This is a genomic window from Croceibacterium atlanticum, from assembly GCF_001008165.2.
GTDB lineage: Bacteria > Pseudomonadota > Alphaproteobacteria > Sphingomonadales > Sphingomonadaceae > Croceibacterium_C > Croceibacterium_C atlanticum.
This window is the reverse complement of sequence record NZ_CP011452.2, coordinates 924,136-939,168: the sequence shown is the minus strand read 5'-3', so window position 1 is coordinate 939,168 and position 15,033 is coordinate 924,136. Positions and strand designations below refer to the sequence as shown.

Sequence of the window (15,033 nt, the reverse complement as noted above, 5' to 3'; positions counted from 1 at the left end):
CGGCTCAAACCTCATTGACGATCTCATCAAGTAACCGATTGACGGCGGTGGCAGGAAAGCACCAGCGCAACGCCCGGCTATATACCAAGGTTATATCACGCGTGTCGCATTCGATAAGACGGAGGATCAGCGCGCTGCCAAGAAGAGAGCGAACTCTCATTAATGGCCGACGTGATGATACAGACACCCTATCTACTTTACCTCGGATCGACATCCGATCCGCTCGCGATCAAGACGTCGCGAGGCATTGCGATGTTCCGGCAGCAAGATTGCGTCGGGGAGTTTGTTCGCGGCGAAGATTGCCTTACCCTCGGCTTGCCCAGAATGTCTTTCGCCGAAGCGGCAAAGGCCGGGGCGAAGACTTTGGTGCTCGGCGTTGCCAGTGCCGGAGGAGCCCTTACTGACGAGCTGGTTGCCGATGCGCTCGAGGCGCTGGAGGCAGGACTGGATATTGCATCCGGCTTGCACGGAAGGCTTCGCGATGTGCCGGCACTGGTCGAGGCGGCCGAGCGCAATGGCAGAATGCTGTTCGATGTTCGCGATCCGTCGGGCGATCTCAAGGTCGGTAATGGAAAGCTGCGCGAGGGCCGGCGTCTGCTGACTGTCGGAACCGATTGTTCAGTGGGCAAGATGGTCACCACGCTGTGCATCGAAGCTGCAATGAAGGCGCGCGGCTATAATGCCGATTTCCGCGCTACCGGGCAGACCGGAATCCTGATTGCCGGCTCCGGCGTCCCGCTCGACGCAGTGATCGCGGATTTCATCTCGGGTGCGATCGAGGAATTGTCGCCGCCCCGCCATGATGGTGGCTGGGATCTGATAGAGGGGCAGGGTTCGCTGTTTCACCCTTCCTTCGCCGGGGTTTCCACGGGCCTTCTGCATGGTGCGCAACCTGATGCAATCGTGATCTGCCACGATCCTGTGCGTGAACACATGCGCGGTTTGCCGCATTACCAGGTTCCCACACTGGCAAGAACGATCGCTGCCAATCTCGAAGTCGCACGGCTGACGAGCCCCGATGTCATCCCCGTGGGCATTGCATTGAACACCTCCTCAATGTCCGAGGAGGAGGGGCGGGCGCTTTGCGAGGCAATCGGGCGCGAGCACGGTCTTCCCTGTGTCGATCCCTTTGCGCATGGCGCCGATCCCATCATTGACAGGATAGATGAATGCTTCGGCAACTCAACGCAGTCCACGCGCCGTTCCGCCTGAACCGGCCCTTCCGGATATCGCGGGGGGTCAAGTCGGTTGCCGACACGATCGCCGTCGAGATCCGCGAAGGTGACTGGACCGGACGTGGCGAAAGCGTGCCTTACGCCCGCTATGGCGAAACAGTGGAATCGGTCCTTTCCCAGATCGAAGATATTCGCGGGGAGATCGAGGCCGGGGCGGACCGTTATAAACTTTTGGAGATCATGCCCGCCGGTGCGGCGCGCAATGCGCTGGACTGCGCCTTGTGGGATCTGGAAGCAGCGCGGGATGGAATATCGGTCGCGAGTGCGATTGGGCGGGATCGTGTGGAGCCAGTGGCAACCGCGATGACTGTGAGCCTCGATACGCCCGAGGCAATGGCGGCAAGCGCGAAGGCGCTTTCGGGCGTGCCGCTATTGAAGATCAAGGTGAATGGCGACAAGCCACTTGACGCCATTCGCGCGGTTCGCGAAGTGGCGCCGTCGCCGCGGGTCATCGTCGATCCCAACGAAAGCTGGTCGATCGAGCAACTCTCGGACTGGCAGGATGAACTCGTGAATTTGCGGGTCGACCTGCTCGAGCAGCCTCTGCCCGCTGGCGAAGATGAAGTGCTGGAAGGTTTTAAACGATCCGTGCCGCTCGCCGCAGACGAATCCGGCCATGTGGCGGACGATCTATCCTGGCTCGCCCGGCGATATGACTACGTGAACATCAAGCTCGACAAGACAGGCGGGCTGACAATGGCCCTTGCCATGCTGGCCGCTGCCGAGCGTGAGAAGATCGGGCTGATGGTCGGATGCATGACTTCCAGCTCGCTGTCGATCGCGCCTGCGATAGTTATCGCGCAGCGATGCGAATTCATCGATCTCGATGGTCCGACCTGGCTAGCTGAAGATCGAGAAGGCGGGTTGATCGAAGATTGCGGGGTGATGTTTCCACCCGCACCGGGATTCTGGGGCAACCTATAACCGGAAGCTATGTTGCGCCCCGATATTATCATGGACTTCCCCGTTCCCGCCAGCTCCGAGGTCCGTAATAGTATCGGAACAAAGGAGGTCGGTATGACGAAGAGGGGTAATTCCATGAAGGTGTGCAGCGGCATCGCACTTGCGGTCGCGGGGTTGCTCGCGGGCACATCCGCAATGGCCCAGTCACAGGGGCAAGCGGCGGATGCCGACATCCTCATCGCCAATGGCAGGATTTATCCTGGCGGTGCAGAACCCTTTATCGGTGACATCGCGGTTTCGGGTGACCGGATCGTCTATGTCGGGCCCGAATATTCCGGAACTGCGGCGCGGACCATCGAAGCTGAAGGGATGGTTGTTGCTCCCGGTTTCATCGACACGCACACCCATGTCGGCGATGCGCTGGCCTCTGATATTCCCGCTGCGCGTCTCGTGCTGCCCTTCGTTACTCAGGGCGTCACAACGGCCTTCATCGGTGTGGATGGCGGCGGCGATCCGGATGTTTCGGCGGTGTTCGGCAAGGATACCGGGCGCGATTACGGCATCAACTTCGCGGCCTATGTCGGACTCGGCGCGCTTCGCAGCAAGGTGATCGGCAGCGAGGACCGCGAGCCGACGGCCGCAGAACTTGCAGAAATGGAATCTCTTACCGAGCAGGCTATGTGCGAGGGAGCGCTCGGCCTTTCAACCGGCCTGTTCTACGCCCCGCAGAGCTTTGCCGAGGAGGGCGAAGTCGTCGCACTGGCCAAGGTGGCAGCACGCCATGGCGGTACTTATGACAGCCATATCCGCGATGAATCGAGCTACACAGTGGGTCTCGTCGGGGCAGTGGAAGAGGCGCTGGCTATCGGACGCCTCGCGGATATCCCGGTTCACATCGGCCATATCAAGGCGCTGGGCGTTGATGTGCATGGTCAGGCAGACGAAGTGATCGCCGCAGTGGAGCAAGCCCAGGCCGCAGGTCAGGTCGTCCATGCTGACCAGTATCCATGGTCCGCTTCCGGTACCGGTCTCAGTTCGGCTCTGTTGCCGCGATGGGCGCAGGATGGCGGCCGCGAAGCGACGCTGGCACGTTTCGACGATCCGGAACAGATGGCCCGCATTCGAGTGGAAATGAGCGAGAACCTGCGTCGCCGTGGCGGGCCGGAATCGCTGCTGATAACCCGCGGTCCAGCGGACCTTCTGGGCAAGACACTGGCCGATCTGGCACCTGCTGCCGGTGGCGATCCGATCCAGGCGGCTATTGATGCGCTGCGCCGCTCCGAAACGGGCGTGGCATCCTTCAATCAGACCGAGTCCGATATCGCAGCTTTCATGAAAAAGCCTTGGGTGATGACCAGTTCGGACGCCTCCGCAGGCCATCCGCGCTATTACGCCAGCTATGCCCGCAAATATGACACCTATGTGAAGGATCGAAAGGTTCTGACCCTGCGTCAGTTTATCGATCAGAGTTCCGTGGTGCCGGCTGCCGCCTTTAAGCTCGAGGGGCGCGGAAGCCTGGTCGAGGGTGCTTATGCCGATGTCGTCGTGTTCGACCCTGAAGCCTATGCGCCCCGTGCCAACTTCCTTGAAGCCAGGCTGTTCACGCAAGGCGTGCAGACCGTTCTCGTGAACGGCACGCTGGAAATGGATGACGGAATACCGACCGGCAGGGCGGGTGGGCGTCCATTGCCCAGAACATCTGCGCGGGACGGCTGCTGACATATGCCGCGGCAGGCCGAAACCTGTCGCGGCAAAATCTTCGGAGGATGCGCAATCCGCCCGGAAAGAGGCGGAGCCAAGGCGGGAAAAACCCGAGCCTGCGACCATGGGCGCAGCAAACGCAAAGGGATTAAAACATGACGGGAAAATTGTTTAGCTCACATATTGCAATCGCAATGGGGCTGTTTTTTGCATCGTCCGCGCAGGGCCAGGACGTGGCCGCGGTCGAAGGGGATACGCTCTCCGACGCGGGCGAGCTGACGCAGGAACAGTCGCAAGAAACCATTGTCGTCACCGGTACGCGCATTCAGCGCAGTGGCTACAATGCACCGACCCCGCTCACTGTGCTGGGTCAGCAGGATATCGAGGCTACGGCGCCGGCCAACGTGGCTGATTTCGTCAACGAGATTCCTTCGGTCGTGGGCAGTTCCACTCCGGCAAACAGCAATCTCTCGATGAGTTCCGGCCTGTCTGGTCTCAACACGATCAATCTGCGCGGACTGGGCACCAGCCGCACGCTGGTGCTCCTTAACGGACAACGCTCGGTGGGTTCCGCGCTGGGTGGGCAGGTCGACGTCAACACTTTCCCTCAGGGGCTGATCTCCGGTGTTGAAGTTGTCACCGGCGGCGCTTCGGCCGCTTATGGTTCGGACGCCGTCAGCGGCGTGGTCAACTTCATCCTGGACGAAGATTATACCGGGTTGAAGGCAAGCGCAGAGGCTGGAATTACCACTTACGGTGATGCTCCAACTCACAATTACGATGTCACCTTCGGTACGCCTTTTGCCGATGGCCGTGGGCATATTCTCCTCAATGGCGAGATCGCGATCCGCGAAGGCCTGAACAAGGTGCCGCGGGACTGGAACAATCGCGGGTGGTACCAGATCAACAATCCCGCCTACGCTCCCGGCAATGGTGAGCCGGAAAGGCTTATAACCGACAGGGCCGGGCTGTCGCTCGCCACTCCGGGCGGCCTGATCACGGGCGGAGCGCTGCGAGGCACCTATTTCGGACCCGAAGGTTCGGTGGGTCAGTTCGACTTCGGTACGGTCGAGGATCCGTGGCTGATTGGCGGGGATTGGGCCCTGACGCAGGTCAACAATAACCAGTCCCTCGATCCGGAAGAGAACCGAAAGAGCGTTTTCGGGCGCATCAGCTACGAAATTTCGCCTGCATTGAACCTGTTTGCGCAGGGCAGCTACGCACATTCTGTCAATAGTGGCCAGCTCGGTATCCATCGCAACCAGGGCAACGTGACCATACAGGCAGACAATGCCTTCCTGCCGCAGGTCGTGCGCAACCAGCTGGCCGAGGCCGGGGAGACTTCGTTCCGGTTCGGTACCACGAATGCCGATCTGGGCGTTCGCACCAACGGAACCCGGCGAGGCGTTCAGCGCTACGTGGTCGGGGCCGACGGTGAGTTCGAACTGTTCGGCAATTCTGCCCGTTGGGACGCTTACTATCAGAAAGGCATTGCCAATACGCGTGAATCAGCCCTCGGGATCGCAAACAATGCAAGGCTGAGCCAGGCGACCGATGCGGTATTTGCCCCAGTGGGCAATGCCCTCGGCGTTGCGGAAGGTACAATCGTGTGTCGCTCTACGTTGAGCGATCCCGGTAATGGCTGCCTTCCGCTCAACCGCTTCGGGGTGGGTGTTGCCGACCCTGAAGCGGTTGCCTGGATTTTGGGCGATCCGTATCGGAAACAGCGTTTTGAACAGAATGTCTATGCGGCAAATCTGTCCTTCGATGCCTTTGATCTGCCGGCGGGTGCCATCTCCGTCGCCATCGGCGGTGAACACCGGACAGAGGAAGTATCCGGCTATGTCGAAGACCGTTACCAGTCGGGTTGGTTCACGGGCAATTTCCTGCCCAGTTTCGGCGATTACTCGGTAACGGAAGGCTATCTGGAACTGCTCGTTCCCGTGCTTGATACGCTGGATATCAACGGCGCGATCCGCGGCACTGACTATTCAACCTCCGGATATGTCACGACCTGGAAAATCGGCGCCACTTTCGAGCCGATCGATGGTTTGCGTTTTCGTGCCACCCGTTCGCGGGACATCCGCGCGCCCAATCTTGCGGAACTGTTCACCGCCGGGTCCACGCGTACCAACACGGTGCTGGATCCCTTCAACGGGAACCAGTCGGCACCTTTCGCCGGCACCACGACCGGCAACCGTAACCTGACACCCGAAATTGCCGATCAGTGGGGCGTGGGCGTGGTCTTCCAGCCATACTTCGTGCCCGGCTTCTCCGCGTCGATCGATTATTACAATATCAAGATCGACGATGCGATCGACTCGCTCTCTGCCCAGACGATCATCGATCGCTGCTATGAAGGCGTGGATCAGTACTGCGGATCGATCGTGCGCGGGCCCAACGAGTTCGGGACAAATCTCCAGATTTTCGAGAGCCCGTTCAACTTCGCCTCGCAGGAAGCCAGCGGTCTGGACTTCGAAACGACCTACCGGACCGATCTCGGCTCGGGCTTCCTCACCCTGCGCGGGATTGCCACGCTCTATCTCGAAAACATCGTGGATAACGGGCTGGACCCGGCGGTGGACATCGTGGGTGAGAACAGCAGCGGCGGCAATCCGGAGTTCCTCTATCGTGTGACCGCGAGTTACGAAACGGGACCTGTCCGCCTGAATCTCGTCGGCCGGGGTATCAGTTCCGGTACTTACGATAACACCTATATCGCATGTACTTCCGGCTGCCCCGTCTCCACGGCGACTGCGCGGACGATCAACACCAATCACATCGATGGTGCGTTCTATGTCGATGGTTCGGTCTATTACGATGTCGATCTTGGCCCTGCGGAGACGACCCTGTTCTTCGCAGTGTCCAATCTGCTGGACAAGGATCCGCCGGTTGTGGCGTCTGGCCCTGCGGGTAGCGCTTATGCCACCCCGGCCACGAACCAGTCGCTATACAACCTGCTGGGCCGGACCTTCCGGATCGGCGCCGAAATCGAGTTCTGAGTTCGCTCAGTTAACCGAACGGGAAGGGGGGTGGCTTGCCGCCCCCCTTTTTCGTGCAGGTCAGGCTTCTTCCAGGCAGTTGCGGAATATATCGAGGAATTCGCTCGCCGAATGGGAGAACGGCCGTTTCTCTAGTGTCATTGCAAACACGTCGAATGCCAGGGTCGGCTGAAGAGGTTTGAAGCCTACGCGTTCGTCCACCGCCGCCATGGCTGTGAAGTTGTCGAGCACGGCCATTCCGATACCTTCGCGCACAAGTGCGGACGCGATGAAAAAGGTCCTGGCCGATACGACTTCGTTCAGCTCGGTATCGTCCCGCCCAAGTTCCTGGCGCAGCAGATCGCCGATAGGGCCGCTTTGGGCCAGGCTGATGAAACGCCTGTCGGCCACGGTCTTCAGCGAAACACGGCCAGGCTCGTCCTTCAATTCCTCACGGCGGTAGAGCAGGCCCAGCTCACCTTCGCCCAGCCAGCGTGAAATGACCGGGAGATCCCGCGGGGCCTTGTAGGCTATCACGATGTCGACTTCACGCTCAAACAGGGCGCGCCCGATTTCTTCGTGATGAAGTGTCTGCAGATCGAAGAAGACATCCGGATGGTTTTGCGAAAACTTTGCGACCGCTCGCGGAAGGATGTCCAGTGCCAGCGATGGCAGGACCGATACCCGCAGGGATCCACTACCGCGCCGCATGTTGCGCGTTGCCTGCCGCAGGGACGAAACCCGGTTCTGTATATCGGCTACTTCCTTGAAGATCGTATGCGCGTCTTCGGTGGGCACAAGCCGGCCACCGCGCCTGTCGAACAGGGGAAAGCCCAGCGTCTGTTCGGCGTGTTTCAGGGTCTTGGTAACCGCAGGCTGGGAAATGTTGAGTGCCCGCGCCGCGGCACTGACGCTGCCGTTGAGATAGACGGCGTGGAAAATCTCGATGTGGCGCAAACGCATGATGTCACCTATCAGGCTTGGCCGGATCGACCTGGTTTCGGGCACGTGCTCCTGCGCAGTTCGTGCCGCCTGGTACTCATATATAGACAGCGGTTATGCCACTAGGCAGAGATTGAACTCGTTCGCGCGATGGCTGCTGTTTATGCATGGCCGGATAAGCTTCGGAGATCTACGCCCGGCATGATGAAAAAGTGGTTCGCGACACCCCTCTGGAAACGGGTCATTCTGGCACTTGGCCTGGGAGTGGTCGCCGGAATCTTGCTCGGAGAAGATGCCAACTCGATCAAATGGATTGGCGACCTGTTCATCCGTGCCATCAAGATGCTGGTGGTCCCGCTGATCTTCTTCTCCCTCGTTTCGGGTATAACCGCAGTTGGGGATATCGGAAAGCTGGGCAAGGTCGGCGGGCGGGCCATCGGTCTGTTCATGATGACAGCCGCGATATCCGTTTCGCTCGGCATGTTTCTGGCCACGCTGGTGCAACCCGGTGCAGGGCTTACGATCGACATTCCGGCGGGAAGCCAGATTCCGCCCCCGCCGGACCAGTCCGTCATACAGATGGTCGTGAACCTCATTCCGGACAATCCGCTGATGGCCATGGCGCAGGGCAGCATCTTGCCCATGATTGTCTTTGCCGTGTTGTTCGGCGTGGCCATTCTGGCTTCCGGTAGTGAGGGTGCTCCACTTGCCCGCGCGATGGATGCCGGTTCTGCCGTCATGCAGAAAATGACGATCATCGTGATGGAACTCACGCCGTTCGGCGTGTTTGCCCTGATTGCCTGGGTCGCGGGGACTTTCGGGTTCGAGGCTCTCCTGCCGCTCGGCAAGCTGGTCATGCTCAATTATCTGGGCTGCGGTATAATCCTGCTGATCGTCTACCCCCTGATGCTGCGCCTGATCGCCAGGTTGCCGGTGAAAGATTTCTATCGCGGCATCGTGGACGCGCAGGCTGTTGCCTTCTCGACCGCGTCTTCCAATGCCGCGCTTCCGGTCACGCTGCGCTGCGTGGAACGCAATCTGGGCGTATCCAATTCCATAGCCAGCTTTACCGTCGCGCTCGGCGCGACGATCAATATGAATGGCACGGCCATGTATCTGGGGGTCATCGCCCTGTTCGGGGCGCAGGCTTACGGCGTGGAGCTGACCTGGCTCTCCTACTGTCTCATCGCACTAACCTCGACACTTGGCGCGATCGGTGCCGCCGGGGTTCCGGGATCGGGACTGGTGATGATGAGCCTTGTTCTGACCTCCATCGGCGTTCCGCTGGAGACGATCGCCTTCGTTGCGGGCATCAATCACCTGCTCGACATGATGCGTACCATGACGAATGTGACAGGCGATGCGACGGTAGCGGTCGCTGTCGGGAGGCTTGCCGGAGAGATCGACGAGCGGGAATTCCGCTCCGCAGACGATGTTTAGGCGGGCGAAATCCCGGGCTATGGCCTTATCCGTGCAACGCAGGCTTCTGGCGAGGTTTCTACGGGTCGCGCGGGTCCGGTAAGTGGCCGTCCGGGCTTTGCGCCTGTCAGGGATCCGTCGCGCAGGACCGGTTCGCCATTGATTACGACATGTCGCACACCGACCGCATATTGATGCGGTTCGATATAAGTGGCGCGGTCCGTGATCGTTTCCGGATCGAACACAGTGATGTCGGCAAAGGCTCCCACGCGCAAGCGGCCGCGGTCGGTCGCTCCGATCTGGTCTGCGGGAAGCGAGGTCATGCGCCGGATCGCTTCTGCGATATCGATAACGCCCTGTTCCCGCACATAGCGCCCGAGCACGCGGGGGAATGAGCCGTAGCTGCGGGGATGCGGGAATCCTTCACCAAGGCCCACAGGGTCGCCATCCGTTTCAAACATCGCCCAGGGATGCTGCATGATGCTGACGATGTCTTCTTCGTCCATTGCATGGTAGATCGCCGTGAAACCGCCATTGAGCTGCAGCTCTATGAGAAGGTCGATCGCGTCTTCCGGAGTTCCTTCAAGGCCCCGTTCCGTGGCGAGATCGGACAGCGTCCTGCCGCGATATTCCGGCATGCCCGACACGTCGCGAAACTGGATCCTTGAAAGGTCGGCGCCGGTTCGCTGGACCATGAGGATGCGCATCATCTCGCTCTCTATCCTGGCGCGCGTGGCGGGATCGGCGATGCGTTCCGCAAAGGAGCCCGCGCCGCCTGCCAGAGCCCAGTCGGGAAACATCACGGAAGAGGAAGTGCTGGACGCTGCATAGGGATAGAGATCGTGCTTTATGTCGAGACCGCGCGCACGAGCCTCGTCGATCAGCGCCAGCGTTGTGGTGCTTTCTCCCCACTGTCCCGCACCCATGATCTTGTGATGGTTGATCTGGGCAGGGATCCGGGCATCCTGGGCGACGCGGATTACCTCCTTCACCGACTGCACCACACCTGCGCCCTCATCGCGCATATGCGAAACATATATGCCGCCATAGCACGAAGCGACACGGGCGAGAGCTGTCACTTCCGCCGTTTCAGCATAGCTGGCGGGCACATAGACCAGACCCGTGGAGACTCCCAGCGCACCGCCTTTCATACCTTCGGCGATGATGTCCTGCATCTTTGCCAGTTCGGTTGCTGTAGGCGCCCGGTTGTCGAGCCCGAGAACTTGCTTGCGGGCGAAGGTGTGGCCCGCAAAGAAACCCACATTGGGGGCGACTTCAAGCGAGTCCAGATATGGCTTGAGGGGGTAGGGCTGATCGCCGCTGTGCAGGCTGGCGACAATACTGGTGATCCCCTGCCTGATGAAGTTTTCCGCGAGCGGGCGTTCGTGGATGCTCGTCTGCACATGAGCATGGTTGTCGATGAAGCCCGGCACGACGAAAAGCCCGCCTGCGTCAAGCACTTCGCGCCCGTCCTCGGGGCGCATCTTGTCGGTGGAGATCGCCACGATACGGTCCCCGTCAATGGCGATATCCGCAGTGTATGGTGCGGAGCCCGTCCCGTCGACCACGCTACCATTGAGGATGAGGAGGTCGAACACCCGCGATTGTGCCGCCTCATTGGCGTGAGTTACAGGCGGGACTGCTGCCGTAGCTGCCAGACACAGCATTATCGCGCGACAGGTGTTGGACCTCTTGCTCATTCATACCCCCGTATCGGCTACCGACCGAAAGGATATGCCTGTTGGGGCCAAACTCTCTATTCGTACCGCTAACCCAGCTATAATCGAAGGTTATCCATAGCGGCTTGTGGCGGCCCGGGGCCCAACGCGGAAACGCGGAAGTCCCAGAGAAGCGATCATCAAGCCGGATGGCGCCGATCCGGGGGCAGGGCAGAGACGTTCGGAACCAGCCAGGTGGCCCTTCGTTCGGTCGCCATGACAATGGTTGTGGTCCTGCTTGCGGTTTCCGCAGCTCTGCTCATCGGGGCGCTGTGGGGAACCTTCGGCAAGCTTTCCGCGTCGCTCGAAGGTTTTCTCGTAGCCATTGCGGGCGGCGCACTCATCGTTTCGCTCGTTTCTGAACTGATCGAACCCGCCATGAAAGACCTGTCAGTCTGGACGGCAATGATCAGTATGGCCGTGGGTGCGACTGTGTTCACCGGGGCAGACTGGCTGATAGCCCGCTTTTTGGGCGAAGAATCAGGCGGTGGACTGCTTGCCGCCATCACTCTCGATGGCGTGCCGGAGAACCTGGCGCTTGGCGTGGCCCTGATCGGTGCCGGAGCGCTTGAAGTCGCGGCGCTCGCTGGGGCCATATTCCTTTCCAACCTCCCGGAAGCAGCTGGGGGAGCGCGCGAAATGGTCCAGGATGGACGAAGCAAGGCTGCCGTTCTGTGGCTCTGGGCAGCGACAGCGGCGTTGCTTGCCTCGGCTGCTATCGCCGGCAACCTGCTTCTTTCGGGTGTATCGAGCAATTGGCTTGCTCTGATCCGATGTTTTGCTTCCGGTGCGGTTGTCGCCAGCCTGGCCACCGAAGTCTTTCCAAAGGCATATAACGAAGACCGCAAGCTGGCTGGCATCGCGACCGCACTCGGCCTCGCAATGGCCTTCATCCTTGGCTCGCTTTCACCCAGCTGATCAGGGCAGGCAAGGCCAGGGCAAGACGATTGTCGTCTAAGTTGCTGAAAACAGAAATGTTGGGAAGTTGGTCGGGGAGACAGGATTCGAACCTGCGACATCCTGCTCCCAAAGCAGGCGCGCTACCGGGCTGCGCTACTCCCCGACCTGGACTGTGCGCTGCAATGGTGGGCCCGGCAGGATTCGAACCCGCGACCTAGCCGTTATGAGCGGCCAGCTCTAACCGCTGAGCTACAGGCCCCTTGCACTACATGCGCGCAGGGCCAGTAGCTTGGTGGCCCTGCGCTGGCAAGCAAGGGTTGTCAGCGTTGCACTGTATCGATGATGCCCGCCACGCTTGTCGGCGCGATCTGGCGGGTTTCCAGATAGGCAAAAATGCGTTCCCACCAATCGTATAGTGCCTCCAGATCGGCCTCGTCGCGCACATAGGGTGTGTGCCCGATGTCGAGCGAGGGGCTGTGGAAAGAGAAGACGAGCAACGGCACGCCGTCATCCAGCGCCATGTCGATCCCGCGGATCGCTTCCTCAACGCTCACCCCTTCCGGCGTCAGCGGGATTCGTTCCAGCAGGCTGAGCCTGGCGAGGATGCCGCGCAGGCTGGGGGTGCGCCACAAGCGGGGATAGATCCAGTCTCCCTGCCGCCGCAGCATACCCCAGAACACCGTGGTCAGCGGCAGTTCCAGCAACCTGCGTTCCGAATCTACCCAATAGGGCGTGAGCGGGTGAGGGCGGTAATCCGGCCCTCCACGAGCGGAATAGTCAAACTTGCTGCGTACAGAGCTGTCTATCGCAATACCCGCTTCGGCCAGGATCGGCGCCGTATTCGGGCCAAGGCCATAACGGCCCGCGCGATAGATCAGCGGCGCCTTGCCGAATGCCTTTTCGATCTGGTCACGAAGGGTCAGAAGTTTCGCCCGCTCCAGCTCTTCCGGCAGGTTTCCGGCATAGGAATTGCGTTCGCACACTTCTTCTTCGAAGGGCGGGCTGACCCAGGGATGCAATTGCACGCCCACTTCCGCCTTGCCCTCCGCGATTGGCTGGCGAAGGATTTCGGCTGCAAGGTCCGACGTGGCAATCGGCCAGTCGACCAGATAGACTGGCACGACGCCGTGGCTTTCGCAGAAGTCCTGAAAACGGGCGATCTTGCCCACATGGTCCAGCCCGTGGCTGGTGCGGTCGATCGGCTGCGACCAGTCGAATTCCTCTTCGGTGTCGACCGTGATGATGAAACGCTGGCCGAAATCAGGGGCAAAGCTGGCCCCGGTTCCCGCAGGTGGCGGCTTGATGATCGATCGCACCGCCCTGTTCCCCCGCAACGCTTATTATCCGGCGGCCTTGCCGTCTTTCCCCTGTGGATCGACGCTATGGCCCGGCGCTTCCCCGGTCAAGGTGGGCAGCATCAGAACCAGCGCATCGCCGCGCCTTTCCAGACTGCCACCGGCTGCCTGCGCTTCGGCCCGGGCAAGGCGCAAGGTGAACCCGGCGCCGAACATGCCGGCGGAAACCGAACCGGCGGCGGGGGAAGGGCTGGCGGCGAACAGGTCCGCCCGATCAGCCAAAGCTGCGGGCAATTCGGCTTGCAGGGCGATCTCGCCATCCTCGCCGGTTAGCCGCAGGGCCACGATCTCGCCCGGTGCCAGTGCGCCGGAAAGGGTCGCCAGCAGCCGCCAGGTGAATTGCTGCAATTCGGGCTCGTCAAACCGGCAAGCGAAGTCTTCGCCGGTCACGGTGAGTTCGAGCCGGGCGTTTCGGGGGCGCAGAACGCCCTCCAGCCGGCGGAGAGTCTGGGTCACGGCAAGGCGCAGGTCACTTTCCCCCTCCGCCATTTCCATCGCGCCGCTTTCAAGCCTTGCAAGCCGGTCAATCTCGTCGAAACCGGCCAGCAACCGTGCCGCATCTACGGCGATGCCGGCAGCAAGCGCGCGATATTCGTTCGGCGCGTGGCCGAACATCTGCTGCTGGATGATTTCGGCAAAGCCCTGGATCGCATTTACCGGCGTGCGCAATTCATGCAGCAATTGGCGTATGCGATCAGCCGAATCGTCAAGCGGGGCAGCGGGCGCGGCCGCCTGCGGTTCAACGCGGCAAAGCCGCCCGCGATAGCCGATATAGCTGCCTGTGCCGCGTGCAAAGGCAGGGCTGGCCTGGATTTGCCATTCGCCGGCGATTTCCGCCAATCCCTCGATACGGACATTGCCGCTGCGAACGGGCAATCTGCGGTTGATCGATCGGCGGCTCGCCCGGTCCATCCGGCACAGCCCGTCATCCGCGGGACCGGCAATCGTCATGCCCACTACCAATGGCGCGATTGCCGGATCGGCCCAATCCACCACGCCCTGCGCATCGAAGGAAAAATCGAAGCTTTCGTGGCGACGATGCGACTGATGCTCATCGTCCAGCGGCAATTGCGGAGACAGGCCGGTAACGCGCGTCTGCCGGCGCGCCTGGAACTGTTCGATACGGCGCAGCAGGGCGCCAATTTCGGCTTCTTCCTGCTTGCCCTTCGGTGCTTTCGGCGAGGCTTCGGCGGTGGGCACCGGTTCGGGCGCAGCTGCAATCTCCTCGGCCGCGACGGAAATATCAGGCTGCGGAAGAACAAGGTCGCCCACACCCAGCCGTTCCAGCAGCTGTTCGGCCCGCGGGGGGAGATTGCGGCGATGGCGTAGGAAACCCCGTGCGGTGACCGGCAGGCGCGGGATCAGATCGATCCATTCATCTTCGGTCAGGCGGGCTGTTGCCATGGCGGCGGCGGCGGCCTGTGGCTCTCGCCCGGCGATCCAGCCGATCAGGCGCGGATTGCGCAGGCGCAGGCCGGGTTCGCGCAGAATTGCAGACTGGTCGGCTGCGGCCAGCTCCACCGCCAGTTCGGCCAGCCGGTCATAGGCGGCACCGGCCAGTTCGCTGTCCAGATCTGCCGGCATGCTGCCCAGAAGGTCGATCAATTGCCGGAATTGCGTGCGCGCGCCCGTCTCTCCCCGTAATGGGGATCGCAGCACAGTGGCCAGACGGTCGTCGAACAGCAAGCGAATCTCCGGACGGGAAAAGCGAAAATCGGTGGTTCCCGGCCCGGTGCCAATAGCCGTTCCGAAAGCTTGCGGAACGGGCTGTCACTCGTGCGTTGCAAAGCGGGACAATTGCGGCCATATATAATAATATTACCGGCTGACCCCTGTTCGCAGCTTGATGTTTCGCACTGGGTTGGCACAGGGGTGTCCG

General features: G+C 61.0%; 10 protein-coding genes and 2 tRNA genes. 6 read left to right on the top strand and 6 right to left on the bottom strand.

The genetic code is table 11. The annotated features are described in order from the left end of the window. The first annotated feature begins 174 nt into the window (after positions 1-174). From dgcN to WYH_RS04410, 4 genes are all read left to right on the top strand, one after another. Entirely contained in the window at positions 175-1,212 is a 1,038-nt protein-coding gene (gene dgcN / locus WYH_RS04425) for an N-acetyltransferase DgcN (RefSeq protein ID WP_179945446.1), read from the top strand. After that, complete coding sequence (dgcA, locus tag WYH_RS04420; RefSeq protein ID WP_046902869.1) at positions 1,170-2,159, top strand: N-acetyl-D-Glu racemase DgcA; 990 nt, start codon at positions 1,170-1,172, stop codon at positions 2,157-2,159. Before dgcN ends, dgcA begins: the two co-directional genes overlap by 43 nt. 93 nt (positions 2,160-2,252) lie before the next feature. Beyond that, entirely contained in the window at positions 2,253-3,857 is a 1,605-nt protein-coding gene (locus WYH_RS04415; RefSeq protein WP_082348061.1) for an N-acyl-D-amino-acid deacylase family protein, read from the top strand. 176 nt (positions 3,858-4,033) lie between these two features. Next, positions 4,034-6,841: a TonB-dependent receptor domain-containing protein gene (locus tag WYH_RS04410; RefSeq protein ID WP_053833389.1), complete on the top strand. Its 2,808-nt coding sequence runs from the start codon at positions 4,034-4,036 to the stop codon at positions 6,839-6,841. A 60-nt stretch (positions 6,842-6,901) separates the two neighbouring features. Here the strand turns inward: WYH_RS04410 and WYH_RS04405 are convergent, their stop codons facing one another. Continuing rightward, complete coding sequence (locus WYH_RS04405) at positions 6,902-7,783, bottom strand: LysR family transcriptional regulator (RefSeq protein ID WP_046904805.1); 882 nt, start codon at positions 7,781-7,783, stop codon at positions 6,902-6,904. Positions 7,784-7,963: 180 nt separating this feature from the next. On the opposite strand from WYH_RS04405, the gene WYH_RS04400 reads away from it, so the two are divergent. Next, positions 7,964-9,202 (top strand): dicarboxylate/amino acid:cation symporter, encoded by a 1,239-nt coding sequence (locus WYH_RS04400; protein ID WP_046902868.1) that lies wholly within the window; start codon positions 7,964-7,966, stop codon positions 9,200-9,202. Positions 9,203-9,219: 17 nt separating this feature from the next. Here WYH_RS04400 and WYH_RS04395 read toward each other — a convergent pair whose 3' ends face one another. Continuing rightward, complete coding sequence (locus tag WYH_RS04395; RefSeq protein WP_046902867.1) at positions 9,220-10,881, bottom strand: N-acyl-D-amino-acid deacylase family protein; 1,662 nt, start codon at positions 10,879-10,881, stop codon at positions 9,220-9,222. 213 nt (positions 10,882-11,094) lie between these two features. Here WYH_RS04395 and WYH_RS04390 point away from each other — a divergent pair, with 213 nt between their 5' ends. Then, positions 11,095-11,817, top strand: a complete 723-nt coding sequence (locus WYH_RS04390) for a ZIP family metal transporter (RefSeq protein ID WP_244877960.1) — start codon at positions 11,095-11,097, stop codon at positions 11,815-11,817. Between the two features lie 68 nt (positions 11,818-11,885). Here WYH_RS04390 and WYH_RS04385 read toward each other — a convergent pair. The 4 genes from WYH_RS04385 to WYH_RS04370 form a co-directional block, all read right to left on the bottom strand. Beyond that, positions 11,886-11,962: transfer RNA gene (locus WYH_RS04385), tRNA-Pro, on the bottom strand. A 20-nt stretch (positions 11,963-11,982) separates the two neighbouring features. Beyond that, positions 11,983-12,058, bottom strand: a tRNA-Ile gene (locus WYH_RS04380). A gap of 61 nt (positions 12,059-12,119) precedes the next feature. Further along, positions 12,120-13,115 (bottom strand): polysaccharide deacetylase family protein, encoded by a 996-nt coding sequence (locus tag WYH_RS04375; protein ID WP_046902865.1) that lies wholly within the window; start codon positions 13,113-13,115, stop codon positions 12,120-12,122. 24 nt (positions 13,116-13,139) lie between these two features. Then, complete coding sequence (locus WYH_RS04370) at positions 13,140-14,840, bottom strand: sensor histidine kinase (protein ID WP_046902864.1); 1,701 nt, start codon at positions 14,838-14,840, stop codon at positions 13,140-13,142. Positions 14,841-15,033 lie beyond the last annotated feature (193 nt).